The sequence below is a fragment of the Caballeronia sp. INML2 genome (assembly GCF_023631365.1).
Classification (GTDB): Bacteria; Pseudomonadota; Gammaproteobacteria; order Burkholderiales; family Burkholderiaceae; genus Caballeronia; species Caballeronia turbans.
The window spans coordinates 12,189-29,525 of record NZ_JALQDH010000121.1 but is presented as its reverse complement, the minus strand read 5'-3'; the positions used below and the strand labels follow the sequence as shown (position 1 = coordinate 29,525).

At 67.2% G+C, this 17,337-nt stretch carries 18 protein-coding genes; all 18 read right to left on the bottom strand.

Annotated elements, in window-relative coordinates:
* Positions 1 to 149 precede the first annotated feature (149 nt).
* The 18 genes from NCT32_RS34610 to NCT32_RS34525 are packed head-to-tail and all read right to left on the bottom strand — an operon-like array spanning position 150 to position 17,101.
* The gene (locus NCT32_RS34610; protein WP_061118706.1) at positions 150 to 584 is read right to left on the bottom strand and encodes a hypothetical protein; all 435 of its coding nucleotides are present in this window, start codon (positions 582 to 584) and stop codon (positions 150 to 152) included.
* A gap of 25 nt (positions 585 to 609) precedes the next feature.
* Positions 610 to 1,035 (bottom strand): hypothetical protein, encoded by a 426-nt coding sequence (locus NCT32_RS34605; RefSeq protein WP_061118707.1) that lies wholly within the window; start codon positions 1,033 to 1,035, stop codon positions 610 to 612.
* A gap of 59 nt (positions 1,036 to 1,094) precedes the next feature.
* Positions 1,095 to 2,330, bottom strand: a complete 1,236-nt coding sequence (locus NCT32_RS34600; protein ID WP_061118708.1) for a beta-ketoacyl synthase — start codon at positions 2,328 to 2,330, stop codon at positions 1,095 to 1,097.
* On the bottom strand, positions 2,327 to 3,553 hold the full coding sequence (locus NCT32_RS34595) for a beta-ketoacyl-ACP synthase (protein ID WP_061118709.1): 1,227 nt from the start codon (positions 3,551 to 3,553) through the stop codon (positions 2,327 to 2,329). The genes NCT32_RS34600 and NCT32_RS34595 overlap by 4 nt, the downstream gene beginning before the upstream one ends.
* Positions 3,553 to 4,278, bottom strand: coding sequence for a 3-ketoacyl-ACP reductase FabG2 (locus NCT32_RS34590; protein ID WP_061118710.1), 726 nt, complete (start codon positions 4,276 to 4,278; stop codon positions 3,553 to 3,555). Before NCT32_RS34590 ends, NCT32_RS34595 begins: the two co-directional genes overlap by 1 nt.
* Positions 4,275 to 4,757 (bottom strand): hotdog family protein, encoded by a 483-nt coding sequence (locus NCT32_RS34585; RefSeq protein ID WP_061118750.1) that lies wholly within the window; start codon positions 4,755 to 4,757, stop codon positions 4,275 to 4,277. The genes NCT32_RS34590 and NCT32_RS34585 overlap by 4 nt, the downstream gene beginning before the upstream one ends.
* Positions 4,758 to 4,762: 5 nt before the next feature.
* Entirely contained in the window at positions 4,763 to 5,944 is a 1,182-nt protein-coding gene (locus NCT32_RS34580) for a beta-ketoacyl-[acyl-carrier-protein] synthase family protein (protein WP_061118711.1), read from the bottom strand.
* Positions 5,941 to 8,370, bottom strand: a complete 2,430-nt coding sequence (locus tag NCT32_RS34575) for an MMPL family transporter (protein WP_250491353.1) — start codon at positions 8,368 to 8,370, stop codon at positions 5,941 to 5,943. The genes NCT32_RS34580 and NCT32_RS34575 overlap by 4 nt, the downstream gene beginning before the upstream one ends.
* Complete coding sequence (locus NCT32_RS34570; protein WP_061118713.1) at positions 8,367 to 9,002, bottom strand: outer membrane lipoprotein carrier protein LolA; 636 nt, start codon at positions 9,000 to 9,002, stop codon at positions 8,367 to 8,369. Before NCT32_RS34570 ends, NCT32_RS34575 begins: the two co-directional genes overlap by 4 nt.
* A complete protein-coding gene (locus NCT32_RS34565) occupies positions 8,990 to 9,427 on the bottom strand; it encodes a thioesterase family protein (RefSeq protein WP_061118714.1) in 438 nt (145 codons plus the stop codon). Before NCT32_RS34565 ends, NCT32_RS34570 begins: the two co-directional genes overlap by 13 nt.
* Positions 9,420 to 11,000, bottom strand: coding sequence for a histidine ammonia-lyase (gene hutH / locus NCT32_RS34560; protein WP_061118715.1), 1,581 nt, complete (start codon positions 10,998 to 11,000; stop codon positions 9,420 to 9,422). Before hutH ends, NCT32_RS34565 begins: the two co-directional genes overlap by 8 nt.
* Complete coding sequence (locus NCT32_RS34555; protein WP_061118716.1) at positions 10,987 to 12,750, bottom strand: glycosyltransferase; 1,764 nt, start codon at positions 12,748 to 12,750, stop codon at positions 10,987 to 10,989. Before NCT32_RS34555 ends, hutH begins: the two co-directional genes overlap by 14 nt.
* Positions 12,747 to 14,450 carry an AMP-binding protein gene (locus tag NCT32_RS34550; protein ID WP_061118717.1) on the bottom strand — a complete coding sequence of 568 codons (1,704 nt, stop codon included), beginning with the start codon at positions 14,448 to 14,450 and terminating at the stop codon, positions 12,747 to 12,749. The genes NCT32_RS34555 and NCT32_RS34550 overlap by 4 nt, the downstream gene beginning before the upstream one ends.
* Positions 14,447 to 15,097: a hypothetical protein gene (locus NCT32_RS34545; protein WP_061118718.1), complete on the bottom strand. Its 651-nt coding sequence runs from the start codon at positions 15,095 to 15,097 to the stop codon at positions 14,447 to 14,449. The genes NCT32_RS34550 and NCT32_RS34545 overlap by 4 nt, the downstream gene beginning before the upstream one ends.
* Positions 15,094 to 15,351, bottom strand: a complete 258-nt coding sequence (locus NCT32_RS34540; RefSeq protein ID WP_061118719.1) for an acyl carrier protein — start codon at positions 15,349 to 15,351, stop codon at positions 15,094 to 15,096. Before NCT32_RS34540 ends, NCT32_RS34545 begins: the two co-directional genes overlap by 4 nt.
* Positions 15,348 to 15,647, bottom strand: coding sequence for a phosphopantetheine-binding protein (locus tag NCT32_RS34535; RefSeq protein ID WP_061118720.1), 300 nt, complete (start codon positions 15,645 to 15,647; stop codon positions 15,348 to 15,350). The genes NCT32_RS34540 and NCT32_RS34535 overlap by 4 nt, the downstream gene beginning before the upstream one ends.
* The gene (locus tag NCT32_RS34530) at positions 15,628 to 16,419 is read right to left on the bottom strand and encodes a 1-acyl-sn-glycerol-3-phosphate acyltransferase (RefSeq protein ID WP_061118721.1); all 792 of its coding nucleotides are present in this window, start codon (positions 16,417 to 16,419) and stop codon (positions 15,628 to 15,630) included. The genes NCT32_RS34535 and NCT32_RS34530 overlap by 20 nt, the downstream gene beginning before the upstream one ends.
* Positions 16,406 to 17,101 (bottom strand): beta-ketoacyl synthase chain length factor, encoded by a 696-nt coding sequence (locus tag NCT32_RS34525; RefSeq protein WP_061118722.1) that lies wholly within the window; start codon positions 17,099 to 17,101, stop codon positions 16,406 to 16,408. Before NCT32_RS34525 ends, NCT32_RS34530 begins: the two co-directional genes overlap by 14 nt.
* Between the last annotated feature and the right edge of the window lie 236 nt (positions 17,102 to 17,337).

Genomic DNA, 17,337 nt, shown 5'->3' with positions numbered 1-17,337 from the left:
TTTATTTGTTTTTTGTGTTGTGTTTGGCAAATTATGCGCGTACGCGGGGAATGGGGGGTTTTTGTTTTTTATTTGGCGGGGCGTTCTTGGGGGGTTGTGGGGCTCGGGGGGCGGCCATTGGGCGGGCCCCCCCCCACCCCGGTCCCGCGTTACTTCTTCAGCGTCACTACTTCGCCCTTCAGCGCGACGCCTGCGACAATCGCACCCGCGCCGCAAGTGAACTCCGTCGCGCTTTCGCGCTCGACGTTGCGGTAGTTGCTCCTGATGTTGATGACCGCATTGCCGCCTTCCTTGCGCACGCGGTCCTGCAACTCCAGCACCGCCGACAAAAACACGTGCTGGCACGCCGTCTCATCGCTCTTGCCGAACGCGTTGGTCTTCTTGTTCGTTGCGAATTCACCGAACGATTTCGCGACGCCGGGATGCGGCTGTCCCGCGAAATACAGCGGTATGTCCTGATCGACCTTGCCGCCTTCGCTCTTCAGTGCGGAGTCGACGGAATAGTTCGCGACCGAATCGCGCGCGAACGCGTGCGACGACAGCAAGCACGCGAATACCGTCGCGCAGATCATCTGACGCTTCATGATGTTGATCCTCCTGGTTATGTACTTATTGGGCGTCGAGCTGCACGACATCGCCGCGCACGGCGAGCGTCGAGCCGTTGTTGCTCGCCCCGCACGTGAACTCCTTCGATGACGACGTTTCCGTGTGCTGGAAGCGCGTCGTCACGTTGACGACTGCGTTCGCCTGGTGCGCGCCCGCATAGTCGCGCAACTGCTGAAACGCCTTGCCGAGCGCCATGTTGCACGTCGCTTCCTGACCGCTCATCTCGCGCGGCAGACGCACGCGCACTTCCTTGGTTTCGATCAGCTTCTTCACGTTCGCATGGGACTCGTCGCTGAAATACAGCGCCACGCCCTGCTTGTTTTGCGCGAGCACGTCGGCAGGCATCGGCAGCGAGCGGATCTGCGTCGTGCATCCGGCTTGCGATATCACGATGCCGGCCATCACGCCGAGGACGATTCTGGTTCTCATTCTTGGGTCACTCTTGGTTGCTTTTGAATCACGCCCGTCATTGCACCGACGGGCACCGGTCAAACATTCCTGAAGACCACGGCCGCGCAGCTTCCGCCAAAGCCGAAGGACACCGACATCGCGCGGTCGATGCGCGCCTCGCGCGTGGTCTGAATGAGCGGCATATCGCGCACGAGCGGGTCCGGCGACTCGACTATCCCCGTTCCCGCGATGAAACCATCGCGCATCATCAGCAGCGTGTAGATCGCTTCGTGCGCGCCGCACGCGCCGAGCGGATGCCCCGTCATCGCCTTGGTCGACGAGAACGGCGGCACCTGCGCGCCGAACACGTCGCGCAACGCGCGCAGTTCTTCGGCATCGCCGAGCGGCGTGGACGGTGCCTGCGTATTGATGTACTCGGGCCATTCGTCGATGTCGCCCGCTTCACCGAGCGCCATGCGCAATGCCCGCGCGATGCCGCCGCTGTGCGGCGACACCATGCCCGCACAGTCGGTGGCCTCGCCGAAGCCCGCCAGTTCCGCGTAGATGCGCGCGCCGCGCGCCCGCGCATGATCGAGCGATTCGAGCACCAGCACGCCCGCGCCGGAGCCCATCACGAAGCCATCGCGCGCCGCGTCGTAAGGACGCGAGGCGCGCGCCGGGGTGTCATTGAAGCCGCGCGAGAGCGCATGCATCGCATCGAACATCAGCGTCATGTTGTCGTGCAGCGCCTCGCTGCCGCCCGCGAGCACCACGTGCTGCCTTCCGGTCTGGATGAGCTGCATCGCCTGCCCGATCGCCAGAGCGGACGTCGTGCACGCCGACGAAGGCGAATACGCGATGCCCTCGATGCCGAAGGTCTGCACGACGTTCGCCGACGCGGTGCTGCTCATCGCGCGCGGCACCGTGTACGGCGGCGTTCTGTCCATGCCGTGCGCCCGCACCGCGGCGATCGCCGCGTCATATTCCGCCATCGCGCCGACGCCCGAGCCGATAACCGCGCCCGTCTTCGGCGAGCGCAGCGTGGCGTCGTCGAGCCGCGCATCGTCGATGGCCTTCTTCGTCGCGTGACACGCGAAGCGCGCCGTGTCGCCCATGAAGCGCTCCAGCTTGCGGTCGAACGGCGGCTCGTGAGCGACCGACGCCACCGCCGCGACCTGCGAATGAAAGCCGCGCTCGCGCCACGCGTCGATGCGCGTCACGCCGCTTTTACCTTCGCGCAATGCCTGGCTCACCGCATCGAGCGAATTGCCGAGACACGAGACGATGCCCATGCCCGTCACGACGACGCGCCGCATGACCCGCGTCCCGCTCATCGAACGCGCCGGAAAATCAACGACGTATTGATGCCGCCGAACGCGAAGTTGTTGCTCATCACGTATTCCGCGTCGATCGCCCGTGCTTCGCCCCTGATGTAATCGAGCGGCGCGCACGCGGGATCTATCTCGGTGAGATTGAGCGTCGGCGCGTACCAGTTGCGCTTCATCATCTCGATGGTCCACCACGCCTCGATTGCACCGCACGCGCCGAGGGTGTGCCCGACATAGCTCTTGAGCGAACTGATCGGCATGCGCTCGCCGAAAATCTGTGCGGTCGCCTGGCTTTCCGCGACATCGCCGCGATCAGTCGATGTGCCGTGCGCGTTCACGTAGGCGATCGCCTGCGCGTCGAGCCGCGCGTCTTCCAGTGCGAGTCGCATCGCGTGCGCCATCGTGCTCGCGGTCGGCTGCGTAATGTGCGCGCCGTCCGAGTTGCAACCGAAGCCGACGATCTCCGCGTGAATCGTCGCGCCGCGCGCCTTCGCGTGTTCGTATTCTTCCAGCACGAGCGTCGCCGCGCCCTCGCCGACCACGAGACCGTCGCGTTTCGCATCGAACGGGCGCGGCGTGAGCTGCGGCTCATCGTTGCGCGTGCTCGTCGCGTAGAGCGTGTCGAACACGGCGACAGCCGGCCCCGAGAGTTCTTCCGCGCCGCCCGCGAGCATCATCGTCTGCTTGCCCGTCGCGATGGTTTCGTACGCAAAGCCGAGCGCCTGGCTGCCCGACGCGCACGCCGACGACGCCGGGATGACACGTCCCTTCAGATCCCAGAACAGGCTCACGTTGACGGCGGTCGTGTGCGGCATCATCTGCACGTAGCTGTTCGACGTGACGTCGGTCATCGAGCCGGTGTTGAGCATCGTGCCGAACGCGCGGATCGGCGCGACCGAGCCGGACGACGAACCGTATGCCACGCCCATGCGCCCGTCGCCGATCGACGCGTCGCCGGCAAGGCCCGCGTCCGCGAGCGCGAGTTCGCTCGCGCGCACCGCATACATGGACACGAGACCCATCGAACGCGTCTTCTTGCGCGGCCAGTCGGCGGGCTGCGCGAACGCGGGCAGCGGACACGCGAGACGCGTATGCAGCGCTTCGAAGAAGTCCCATTCGTCGATGCGGCGCACCGCGTTGCGGCCCGCCTTCAGCCCGCACTCGACATCGCTCCAGCAATCGCCCAGCGCGGTGACGCCGCCCATGCCCGTAATGACGACTCGTTTCATCAGATCATCCCGCCGTTCACGCCGATCACCTGGCGCGTCACATACGACGCCGCATCCGACATCAGGAAGCCGACCACGGCCGCCACCTCGCCCGGCTGGCCGACGCGGTTCATCGGCACTGTCTTCAGTACCTGCTCGACCGGCACGTCGTCCAGCATGCCGGTCTCGATCAGCCCCGGCGCCACGCAATTCACCGTGACCCTGCGCGACGCGAGCTCGACGGCGAGCGCCTTGGTCGCGCCGATCAGCCCGGCCTTCGCGGCGCTGTAGTTGACCTGGCCGCGATTGCCGATCACGCCCGACACCGATGCGATCGTCACGATGCGGCCGCCCTGCTTCGCGCGGACCATCGGCATCGTCAGCGGATGGATCACGTTGTAGAACGCGTCGAGACCGGTTTCGATCACGACGTCCCAGTCTTCCCCGGTGAGCGCGGGGAACGCGGCGTCGCGCGTCACGCCCGCGCTGCACACGATGCCGTAGTACGGGCCGTGGGCGGCGACGTCTGCTTCGAGCGCCGCGCGGCAGGCGGCGCGGTCGCGCACGTCGAACTGCATGACGCGCGCCGAGCCGCCCTGCGCGGCGATGCCCGCGGTCACCGCCTCGGCTTCGGCGCGGCCCGTGCGGCAATGCACGGAAACGGCGAACCCGTCCGCGGCCAGTTGATAAGCAACGGCGCGGCCGATACCGCGGCTTGCGCCCGTTACGAGAACTCGACGGCTCATGCGCTCACGCTCCCTTCGATGAACGTCTGAAAATCATGCGGCTGAAATACTTTGATGACGGCATCGGCATAACGCTCGCCGTCATGCTCGATCGTGCATTCATACGCACCGTGGCCTTCCTCGCTGCGCAGCACTTCGCGCACGCGGATCACAAGCTGCGCGCCGCGCGCGAACGCGCTCGCGTGCGCCTGATAGCTGCGCGTACCCAGCAGCACGCCGGGGCGCGCGCGCCCGCCCGCTTGCATCGCGCACAGCGAAACGTGCGCGGCCACGCTCTGCGCCATCAGTTCGATGCCGATCCACGCGGGCATCGCGCCGCGCTCGTCCGCATACCATGCGTCGGGCCGCACGCTCGCGTGCGCCGTCAGCGTCTCGTCGCCGTACGACGTGACGGCCTCTATCAGCAGCATCGTGCCGCGATGAGGAATGATCGATTCGATCGGCGGAAAGGTCGTGTTGTTCGTGTCGCTGATAGTCATGATCGTCAACCCGCCAGAACCAGGCTGACATTGCTGCCGCCGAATGCGAACGAATTGCTCATCACATGGCGCGTGCCCGGCGGGGCGAGGCGGCGCTCCGTCTCGACGAGGTCGAGAACGGGCAACGCGGCATCGGCTTCGCCGTCCCAGCGATGCAGCGGCAACGTCACGTCATCGCGCGCGAGCGTGAGCCACGCGAAGCCGAGCTCCGTCGCGCCCGCCGCCCCGAGCAGATGGCCCGTGAACGGTTTGGTGCCGCTCGCAGGCACGCCGTCCGGAAACACGCGCGCCATCAGATGCGCTTCCATTTCGTCGTTCTTGCGCGTGGCCGTCGCGTGCATGTTCACGTAACCAATGTCGGCGGGCGTCACGCCCGCATCCGCCAGCGCCGTTCGCAGCGCCGTTTCGCCGCCGACGCCTTGCGGATCGGGCGCCGATACGTGATACGCGTCGCTCGATTCGCCGACGCCGGCAAGACGCACGGCGCCTTCGTCGCGCGTCATGAGAAACACCGCCGCACCTTCGCCGACGTTGATGCCGTTGCGGTTGCGGCTCATCGGATTGGTGCGCGCGAGGCTGACCGAATCGAGCGACGCGAAGCCCTGCACGGTGAGCTCGCACAGCGTGTCGACGCCGCCGACGATCAGCGCGTCGCACAGATTCAGTTGCAGCAGACGGCGCGCGGCCGCGAACGCCTTCGCGCTCGACGTGCACGCGGTCGATACCGTGAACGCCGGACCTTGCACGTTCAGCGCGGCCGCCGCGAACGGCGCGGCCGTGCCGATTTCCATCTGCCGATAGTCGAAGTTGTCAGGAAAAGCGCCCGTCTTCGTGCGATGCGCGAATGCGTCTTCCGCCGCGCCGACGCCCGACGTGCTCGTGCCGAGCACCACGCCGATGCGCGCGGAGCCGTAACGCTCGCGCGCCGCTTCGATCTCGGCGCGGATGCGTTCCAGCGCCGCGAGCAGCAGGCGGTTGTTGCGGCAATCGAAGCGTTCGAGTGCCGCGGGCGGCGCGATGTCGAGCGGCGCGAGTACGCGGCCGACGAACGCGTCACCGGTTCTCATGGGCATCGGTCCCATGCCCGGCGATTGTGATGCGGCGAGCGCGGACACGATCGCATCGGTGTCGTTGCCGAGCGCGTTGATCATGCCGAGCGCATGCAGATACACAGACGGCAGCGTCATGCGTGTTTTCTCCCTTCGGTCGGCATGCCCATCGGCGCGAGCAGCACCGCCACCAGAATGCCGAGCGTGAGGGTGACGCCGAAGCTCTTCAGCGCGGGCATGGCGCTCATGCCGAGCATGCCGAACGACAGCAGCGTCGTCGCGGCCGAAAGCAGCACGCCGGTCCAGACCGCGCCGAGGTCGGCACCGTCACGCAGGCACCCTTCGCGCAGAAACACCGCGTAATTCGCGCCGACGCCGAGCACCAGCATCAGCGCGAGGCAGTTGAACAGATTAAGCGGCACGTGCGCATAGCCGAATGCTGCGAGCGTGACGCCGACGGCGAGCAGCACGGGCAGGATGATCGCGATGCCGCCGCGCAGGCGATAGCGCGCGATCACCAGCACGAGCACGAGCAGCAGCGCGCCGCCGAGCCACATGCCGCTATCGACGCGATATTCGCCGAACAGCTTCGACACGCTCGCGGCCTTGTCGACGAACGCGACGCCTTCCATCGCGTGCGCGGTCGCGATCAGCGCGGGCAGATTCTGCGGCGTCACGCGGCGCGGCATCACGATGGCCGCGTAGCCGCGCTGCCCGTTTGCATCGACCGCGCCAAGCCACAAATGGGCGAAGGGCCTGGACCAGCGCGCCGCGAGCCAGCGCTCGACGGTCAGCGGATGCCCGTCCGATTCCGCGAAGGAGCCGATCCATGCGTCTGCGACGTCGTCGCGAAAGCCAGCCTGCAGCAGCGTCGCGCGCATGGCGGCGGGATCGGCGAAGACGTGTCGGGCGAGCAGCGCGCGGTCTTCGCCCTGACGCCGCGCCGACGGCACGAACTGCGTGACCGAGCGCCAGCCATCCACCGACTGATCGCCCGGCAGCGCGTCGAGCTTCGCACCCAGCGCTTCCGCGCGTTCCAGCACGCTGTCCTGCGTGGCGCCCTGCACCACGAAGAACTGCGCGGTGTTGTCGATGCCGACCGCGTCGCGCACCTGATTTTCCTGCGCGACGAGGGCCGGATCGCGCTGGATCAGCAGATGGATATCGTCGTCGCTCGTGAGCATCAGCCAGCCCGGCGCGCAGACGGCAACGAGCACGATGGCGACGGCCCACGAACCCTTCCCGCCGATCGCGCGCTGCCAGCGCGCGAGCAGCACTTCCGCGCGCGCGAAAAGACGCCGCTGCGCGGCCTTCGGCCCCTTTCGAATCGATGCGGGCAGCAGGGTGGGCAGAAGCCACATGACCGAGGCGAACGCGACGCAGATGCCCGTCATCGCGAAACAGGCGATCTGCTTGAGCGCGGGAAACGGCGCCCACGCGAGGATCGCGTAGCCGAGCAGGCTGGTGGCGAGCGCCACGGAGAGCGCGGGCCGCACCGAGCGCGCGCCGCGCTTCGCATCCCAGTCGCGCGGCGCACCCAGATAGACGACGAAGTACTGGATCGAATAATCGACGGCCTCGCCGATCAGGCTCGCGCCGAACACCAGCGTCAGCAGATGCAGCTTGCCGAACACGGCCAGCGTGAGGGCCAGCGCGCAGGCGACGCCGAGCGCGGTGGACAGGAAGCCGAGCAGCAGCAGACGCGGCGAGCGGAACACCCACAGCATCAGCAGCGCGATGCCGCACGCGGACGCGATGCCGATCAGATGCACCTCGCGCTCCGAAGCGCGCCGCGCCGACTCCGCATGGAACACGGCGCCCGCCCGCGCGACGGACGCGTCGGGCCATGCGGACCGCAATGACGCCTGAGCCTGCGACACCGCGGACAGCACCGAGCGCTGCACGCGCGACTCGTATGCGGAGCCGTGCAGCGTCGTGTCGACGAGCACGCTCGTCGTGTCGCCGCGATGTGGGACCAGCATGTTGTCTTCGAGATCGAGATTCGATGTCGCGAGCGGCAGATCCGACAGCCAGTGCTCGAGCCAGCCGAACGGATCGTCGGCGAGTTGCGTCGCGAGCGGGCCGCGCACGGGGTTGTAGATGCGCTGCATCAGCGCGTCGCGCAGCGATGCCGCTCCGCCGGACGAGTGCGCGAGCGCGTCGCGGTCGTCGCGCGTCAGCAGGCCGAAGCGATACGGCGCGTAGAGCGCCCCGATTTGCGCGATATCGAACGGCGGCAGCTCCGCCGTCACGGACGCGAACGCGCCGCTCTCCTGCAGCGTCGCGCCGAGCCGCCTGGCGGCGGCCTTCGCGTGATCCGCGTCACGACTCGACACGAGAAACACCGTGCGGTCCCCGAGCGCGTTCGCGAGCTGATCGACTGCCCTTTCGGCGACGGGATTCGCTTCCGTCGCGGGCAGCAGCACGAGCAGGTTGGTCTCCAGCGGGGACGGCCCGCTGAAACGATGCGCGCAATACAGCACCGCGACGAGCGTAAGCGCGAGCCATGCGGCGCGAACGCGCCACAGCGAGGTCGCCGGGCGTTGGAAGAGCCGGGATGTCACGGCGCGCTCAGCAAGGTACGTTCCGCGGGCGGCAGATCGTCGGCCGCTTCGCTCTTCGTGAACTCGATGCGCGTGACGTCGCCATTCGCGAGATCGATTCGCAGGCTGCGCAAAAACGCGCCGCCCGTCATGTGCAGGCCCTTGATCGCCTGCGCGAGTTGCGGCTGGTTCGGCTTCAGGCCGAGCGTCCAGTCCGACGCCGAGCCTTCAGCATCGACATCGAACTGCGAGTAGAGCGCGGACAGATCGCCGCCGAGCATCGCGCGCATCATCTTCGATACCTGCGCGACGCCGCGCACGCCTTGCGCGCTTTTCGTGCGGATGCGACGGCCGTTCGCATCGACCTCGGCGACGCCTGCGTCCGTGATGACGTAGGTCGCTGCGTAAGGCGTGTCCACGCGCCAGATCACCCCGCGATCGCGCTGGAACACGAGCATGCCCGTGCTGACGAGCGGCTGTTTCATCGCGGAGAGCGTCTGTGTCTGTGTGAATTGCGCGCGGACGCCCTTCATCTGCGCAAGGCGGGACGTCACTTGCGAGACGAGCGCGGAATTGCCGTTCGCGGCCTGCGCGGGCGCTGCGGCGACCAGCAGCGCGACGAGCAGCGCGCGGAATATCGTCAACGCGCCCATACGCGCTCCAGCTTCTCGAACACCACGGGCGGCGAGACGAACTGCAATTCCTGCGTGGCTGCATCGACGGCGACCTGGATCGTGTAGCCCTTGGTCAGCCGCTGGCCGGTCTCGCAATCGACGAGTTCATAGCCGATCTTCAGCCGGTTCTCGTATTCGAGCAGTTCCGCGCGCACTTCGATGCGCTGCCCGTAGGTCGCGGGACGCACGTATTTCAGATGCGCCTCGACGACCGGCCACACATAACCCGACGCCTGCATCTCGCGATAGTCGTAATCGAACGCGCGTTGCAGCGCCGAACGTGCCGCTTCGAAATACTTGAGATAGTGGCCGTGCCAGCACACGTTCATCGCATCGACGTCGTGAAACTGCACTTCGACGATCGCGCTCGCCTTGAGCGTGCGGGTTTGCATCATCTCAGCCATGACGCGGCTCCTCTGCACTGACATCGACCAGCGCGCACGCTGCGATGCGTGCCGTCAACGCGCGCAGATCGTGCTCGAGCGCGCGGTCTTCGGCGACGAACGGCGAAATCGATGCGATCGTTGCCGCGAATTCGCGCAGCGGCGCGGGCACCGGCGTTTCAGAATCGAGACGCAGACGCAGGTTCAACGCCTGGACGGCGGCTAGCGTATGCGCGGCGGCGACCTGCTCCGTCAGTTCGAGCACGCGCAGGCAGTCGCGCGCGGCAATCGTGCCCATGCTGACCTTGTCCTGGTTGTGCGCTTCGGTCGAGCGTGAGAACACGCTCGCGGGCATCGTGTGCTTGAGCGCCTCGGCCGTCCACGCGGACGCCGATATCTGCACGGCCTTGAAGCCGTGATTGATCGGCGCGCGCGCGTGCGTCGCGCCCGTCAGATTACGCGGCAGGCCGTTGTTGAACTTGTCGTCGACGATCAATGCGAGCTGGCGGTCCATCAGGTCCGCGAGATTGGCGACGGCTGTCTTCAGCGCGTCCATCGCGAAGGCGATATGCCCGCCGTAGAAGTTGCCGCCGTGCAGCACGCGCTCTTCGTCCGGGTCGATCAGCGGGTTGTCGTTCGCGCTGTTCAGTTCGTTCTCGATGTCGCGGCGCATCCACGTGAGCGCGTCGGCCGCCACGCCGATCACGTGCGGCGCGCAGCGAATCGAATAGCGGTCCTGCAGGCGATGGCCCGGCGTGTCGTCGCGGCCCGCGAGATCGGCGCGGATCCATGCGGCGGCTTCGGCCTGGCCCGCGTGCGGTTTCACCGCAAAGATCGTCGCATCGAAGTGCGCGGCGCGGCCGTCGAGCGCCAGCGTCGACAGCGCCGTGAGACGCGCGGCAAGACGTGCGAGATGACGCGCGCGCGCGAATGCGAGACACGCGAGGCCGGTCATCACCGCGGTGCCGTTCATCAGTGCGAGCCCTTCCTTCGGCGCGAGTGCGAGCGGCGTCACGCCGAGCGCGGACCACACGCCCGCGGCATCGCGCAAGGCGCCGCCGAACATCACGTCGCGCTCGCCGACGAGCGCCGCCGCGACATACGACAGCGGCGTCAGATCGCCGCTCGCGCCGACCGAACCTTCCGACGGAATGCGCGGCAACACGCGATGATTGATGAGGTCGGCGAGCCGTTCGAGCAGCACGAGACGCACGCCGGAGAACCCGTACGCCAGCGAATTGAGTCGCGCGGCGATCACGGCAAGCGTCGCTTCATCGTCGAGATATGCGCCCATGCCGCAACCGTGATAGCGCGTGAGCTGCAGCGGCAGCGCTTCGACGAGCGCCATCGGCACATCGACGACGCACGCGTCGCCGTAGCCGGTGTTCACGCCGTACACGGTCTTGCCGGCCGCGAGATGACGGCGCAGGAACGCCGCGCCGCGCTCGATGCGCGCGCGCCAGGCGGGATCGCGATTCAGTGCGACCGGCGTGCGGCGCGTGGCGATCGAGACCACTTCTTCGATCGTCAGGCGTCGGCCGCCGAAAGTCACCGTCTGCACGCGCAGGCCGTCGATCAGATCATGCTCGGACATCGTTCCCTCCGGGCGCTGCGCCTTGCGTCATCGTCTTGCCGGGGCGCGCCCAGAAATCGAAGAAATTGAACCATTGATAGGGTGCCTTGCGGCAATAGTGTTCGAGACGCGACGCATAGCGCTGCGCCCACGCCGCGATGTGCTGGCTGCGCTCGCGGCGCGGCAACGCGATGCGCTCCGCGAACGGCTCGAAGTACAGTCGATGCCGCGTGCCACCGTCCGCATCGCGCTCCTTCAAGCAGAAAAAGAGATAGACCGGACAGCCGAGCGCGTGCGCGAGCACATACGGCCCTTGTGCGAACGGGGCCGTCGCGCCGAGAAAGCGCGCGTCCGTCGTGCGGCCCGATTCGCGCGCGGGCACGCGATCGCCAACGACTACGAGCAATTCGCCCGCGTCGATGCGTTCCTTCATCATCATCGACGTCTCGGGGCCGAAGTCGCTCACCTGCATGAGCCGGCTGGCGAAGTCCGCGTTCGCCGACGACAGCACGCTGTTGAAGCGCTTCGCGTGCTCCGTGTAGACGATGGCCGTCACCTTCGCGCGGCCGTTGCGCACCGCGAGTGCCCGCGTCATTTCGAGATTGCCGAGATGCGCGCCGATCACGAGCGCGCCGCGCCCGCTCGCGACGAGCGCTTCGAACGCGGCGGGCTCGTCGAACACGAGCGCGTCGTCGGCGATGCGGCCCGACCACGCGGCGAACCTGTCGAGCCCCGATTGCGCGAAGGCGAACATCTGCCGGTACGCCGAACGCCAGCCCGGACGCGGCGTGCGCTCGCCCGGCGCGGCGTGCTCCAGATGCGCGAAGTAGCGATGCGACGCCGCCCGTGCAGCGCGTCCCGTCAGCAGGAAATAGCCGACGACCGGATGCAGCCACAGCCCCGTGAAGCGCACGCCGCAGAAACGGCAACTGAGCGCGAGCAGCGCCATGCCGAGCCGGCTGCCGCGCTCGGCGACGCGCCACCAGCCGCCCTCGGCCCGCGCGGCGGCGGACGTCTTGCGCGGCATCGCCTTGTGCGCGAGGAGCATCGGCAGACGCAGCAGCATGCCGCATACGAGCCGCGCATGGCTCGCGCTGATGCGCACGTTGTCCCACAGGACGTCGAAGTGCGAGATGCCGTCCGTCGCGTAAGTGACGCGCGTCGGCACGGTGCGGAATGCGAGCCGCCGCCAGTGCAGCCGCACGAGAATTTCGATGTCGAAGTCCATGCGCGTGCCGATTCGCACGCTGTCGATGAGCGCGCAGACCGCATCGAGCGGGTACAGGCGAAAGCCGCACATCGAATCGCGGATCGTGAAAGACAGCGTTTCGATCCATACCCACACGTGCGTCACGTAACGGCCATAGAGACGCGACTTCGGCACGCTCTCGTCGTAGACGGGACGCCCGAGGATCACCGCGCCCGGTTCGGCGCGCGCGGCCGCGAGAAAGCGCGGCACGTCGTTCGCCTCATGCTGGCCGTCGGCGTCGATCTGCAACGCATGCGTGTAGCCCGCGCGCCGCGCCTCGCGCAGGCCCGCCATCACGGCCGCGCCCTTGCCGCCGTTGACGGGCAGACGCAGCAGCGTCATCTGTTCGCCGTATTGCCCGACGATCTGCGCGAGAACCGCTTGCGTGGCCGCGTCGCTGCCGTCGTCGACGACGAACATCGGCAGGCCGTGCACGGCGAGGCGCGAGACGGTGTCGCCGATCGCTTCCTTGTGGTTGTAAATCGGAATGACGATGCAGGTTCGCAGGTTCGCGCCGCTCATGCGTGCTCCCGATAGACGACCACGCCCGACGAGCAGTCGCGCCCGTTCAGCCGATACGCGAACTGCATGCGGCGGCGCGCCGTATCGTGCGCGATCCGCAGGTCGAGCACCGCGCCGGGCGGCACGGGCGCCATGAACTTGAGACGATCGACCGATGCGGTGTCGCGCGTTCCCGCGACATGCTCCGATGCGAGCCGGATCGCCCAGTCGACCTGCACGACGCCCGGCAGGATCGGCAGATCCGGGAAATGTCCGCCGAAATGCGCGAGCGTCGACGGCACGCGCAACTCGTAGCGCAAGTTGTCGCCGTCGCGTGCTTCCGAGAGCAATTCGAAGCCTTCGGCGCGGGTGCCGAAGGCCGCCACGACCGACGCGACGGGCAGCTTGCCGCGCGCATCGAACGGCAGCGCGATCCGAAAGCGCCAGCGGCGCGGCAAGAGCACGACGTCGAAATACGCGGCGAGATGACGGCGCAGCGACTTCGCGAGTGCCACGCGGCCTTCGTCGCGCAACGCGGCGCGGCCCGCATCGCTCAACGCGACCACGGCGCCCACGCGTTCGCGCGATGCGCCCGCGAGCGGCACGACGCACGCCTGCGCTACATACGGATGCAGCGCGAGCCGTGCTTCCATTTCGGGCAGCGACACGCGCTTGCCGTCGAGCTTGATCACGCGGTCGAGGCGGCCTTGCAGGCGAAACCGTCCGTCGTCGTCGAGAAGAATCGCGTCGTCGGTGCGATGCCAGCCGTCGTGGCCCAGATGGGGCGAGCGCACTTCGAGCGCGCCGTCGTTCCCGCGGCGCACGCCGACGCCGCTGAGCGGTCGCCACGCCTGCGTTTCATTCTGCCTGCGCCACGCAATGCCGCCCGTTTCGGTGCTGCCGTAAATCTCGACGGGCGCATCGCCGAACGCGCTCGCGTAGCCGTGCGCCGCGTCGGCCGCGAGCGGCCCGCCCGATGAAAAGAACACGTGCGGCGCAGGCGTCAGTTCCGCGAAACCGGCGAGCGCGGCCCAGCGTACGAGTTGCGCCGGCGAAGACACCACCACGGTCCCGCCGCAGCGCGCGATGCGCGACTGCACTTGCGTCGGTTCCGCGCACACGGCGCGATCGAATGCACGGCCCGCGGCGAGCGGCCACATCACGCGAAACAGCAGCCCGTAAATATGGCGATGCGGGACGCTCGCGAGCACGGTCGCGTCACCGATAAGCGCGCCCCATTCGCGTTCGAGCGTGCGCACTTCGGCATCGAACTGGGCGAGCGTCTTGTGGATCGGCTTGGGCGTGCCGCTGCTGCCGGACGTGTAGAGCGTGAGCGGCGCGCCCGGGTCGATCGGCGCCGGCGGCATGGCGCGCGTGATCGATTCCGTTGCGGCCAGCGCGCGGATGTCGTCATCGGTCAGCATGGCGTCATAGGCGCTCGCGAGATCGGCGAGATAGCCGGGAGCGGAACTCGCGGGAATCACCGGCTCCTTGCCGCACGCAAACAGCGCGAAAAGCGCGCAGGCGAAGTCGAACGGATCGTCGATGCAAAGGGCATAGCGGCGCGCCGGCTGCTCGCGCAGCCACCACACGAGCGCCGCCGTGCGCGCGAGGAATGCCGCATGCGTGATGATGTCGTTCGCGGTCCCGGCGCGGTCGTCGCGGCAGACGGGCGTCTGCGCATCGCGTTGCACGCGCAGCACATCGTGCAGTGCGATCATGCCGCCTCCACGCGCCGCGCGCGCGGCAGAATCACGAGATAGCGCCACGCGATTTCACCGGCGAGCAGCGCGCCGACGAGTCCATACGAGATCGCGCCGTTGTAAAGCGACCATGCCTCGCGCTGCCAGTACAGCGCGGTATAGAGCGAGAACAGGCCGTTCGCGGCGAAGAAGCCGCACCAGATCTGCGTGACGCGGCGCGTATGAACCACGGCGGCGCTACTCAGATCGGGCGTGCCGATGCGCGCGAACTTCTCGATCATCGACGGGCCGCGCACGAGCGTCGCGCCGAACGCGATCAGCAAGCCGAGATTGACGAGCGACGGATAGATGTGCAGCAGGCGTTCGCTGTCGGTCCACACGATTGCGGCGGACGCGATGCTCAGCATGAACGCCACGATCCAGTCGACGCGCGTGAGCCTGCGCAGCGATACGCTGACCATGCCCGTGCCGAGGCAGCGTTGCATCCAGATCAGCGCGAACAGCAGGCAGCCGGCATAGCGCGGCGCGTTCCAAAACCACGCGCCCAGAATCACCGCCGGATACGCGAGCTTGAGCACGACGTTCAGCGCGAAGCCGGTCCGGCCGCGCGAGTTTGCATCGGCGGCATCGGGGTTCTGCGCACGCGCGGTCTGCGATTGCATCATTCCTGCTCGACGAGCAGCGACTCGACGGCGGCGACCACATCCGCGACCGTGCGCACCGACTTGAATTCTTCCGGCTTGATGCGGCGGCCCGTCATTTCCTGCAGCTTGATCGCGAGGTCGACGGCGTCGATGCTGTCCAGGTCGAGCTCTTCGAAGAGATGGGCCTCGGGCGTCACGCGCTCGGGCGCAATCGCGAAGTTTTCGTGGAAGATGGCGCGGATGCGCTCAAGGATCTCGTTCCCGGTCACGGTCATTCCCCTTCTTTCGTGGATCCGTCCACCACATGCGCGAGCTCGCGCTGGCTCGCCACCAGTGCGGCAAGCGTGTTGATCGAACGGAAGTGCTCTCGCGCGTGCTCGTCGTTGGCCGCGATGTTCAGTTGATAGTGTTCGCGCAGCACGATGCCGATCTCGAGCGCGTCGATCGAGTCGAGACCGACGCCTTCGGTTTCGAAGAGCGGCGCGTCGTCGTCGATGTCGCCGGGCTGCATGTCTTCGAGATCGAGGGCTTCGATCAGAAGCCGTTTGATTTCAAGCTTTAAAGAATCCATAGTCGATCAGATGCTGGGTGATGTGGGCTTCGATCGCGCTCGTCACCGTCCGGGCGGCAAGCGCGGGCGGCTCGTCGCGCGCGGCGAGTTCGTCGGCGCGCAGGGGCGCGAGCACGTTCACTTGCATGTGGAACGCGCGTTCGGGCACGTCGTGCCAGCGCATGTCTTTCGTGAACGCGGGCGGATCGCAGTCCATCAGGACGGGCAGGATCGGCGCGCCGGACTGCAATGCCATGTGCGCGAATCCGCGTGAGAACGCGTGCATCCGGTTGCGTGTCGGACTGCGCGTGCCCTCCGGAAAAATGATCATCGTGTAGCCGCGAGCCAGTTGACGCGCGCCCGCGTCGACGAGTTCGACGGGGTCTGCATTGCTCACGTATTCGGCCGCGCGCATCACGCCCCAGAAAAACGGATTGCTCCAGTGCGCGCTCTTCACGACGCAGCATGCGCGCGGCGTGAGCGACAACAGCACCATCACGTCGAGCCAGGTCGGGTGATTGGCGACGACGATGGCCGCGCGCCGCGAGTCGGGCCGGAGCGCGCGCGCGCCATGCACGTCGAGCGTCATCACGCCCACGCGCACGAGCACGGCGACGAGCGCGCGAAAAAACGTGTGAATGATCGCGACGATGATGCGCTGTCTGGAGTCCCGATGCGGCCAGAGTGAGGCGAGCGGGAATACGATCAGCGAGAAGCCGAGTCCGCAGACGCCGAACGCGGCGAATGCGAGAGCCGTCGCGACGAGACGCCAGTGGTATTCAAGCGCCTTCATGCCAGCACCATTGCCACGTGGAGCTCATGCCATGCCATTCGCTCGACGCGCGCGTGTCGAGACAGTGCTGCACGGCCGCGCTTTGCGACGGAAATGACGTGCGCAATGTATCGGCATCGTCGCTGGCCGCATTGCGCGCGCATTCGAGGCGACCGGTTTGCGCGGATGCATCGAGCAGGATCGCAAGGGCGCCGCCATCGACTTCGTCTTCGACCGGGCCGTATGTGGGATCGGCCGGTTCGTCGGCATAGACGAGCAGCACCGGACTCGATGGGTCCGTAGCGTATTGCGCGTACGCTTCGAGCAGGGCATAGCCGAGGGTTTCATTGCCCGCCGACAACGCGCTGGCCGGGGTGCGATCGCCGCGCACGATGCCGAAGATACCTGTCATCGTGTTGAGCACGGACAGACTGAAGGACGTGGGTGAAACGGTCTTGCCGGCATCCATGGTGTGCAGGACGTCGGTCGTGCGGCGCAGTTCGCCGTGACGCGAAGCGAAGACGAGACGCACTGCGGGCACATGCGCTGCGCAGTCGTGCGCCACCTTTAGCCCGGCGCGCGACAGCGTGCTGAGCCTGCGCCGCGTCAACGGCTCGATAAAGCCGATGTCGGGGGCGACGGATGCGGCGGCAGGCCATATTGACGAGCGAGCAACCGGAATGATCCAGTGGAGATCGGGCATGTCGGTGGTTCGCGCTCGGAAACGTATGGTATTCAGGCTGGACGGCCGACGAACACACGAGTAGATGCGCTCCACCCGGCGGCAGAGCCATCCGATACTTTTCTAATGATTGGTTTGTCTTGCGAGCAGGTTAACGGCGCGACGCTGGAATAATTTAGAGTGCGGCGATGAAATCGCCGGGACGCCCGTTCGGTCTTTTTTAGCTCGCCGCGATTCTACCGAGCATCAAGACCGGA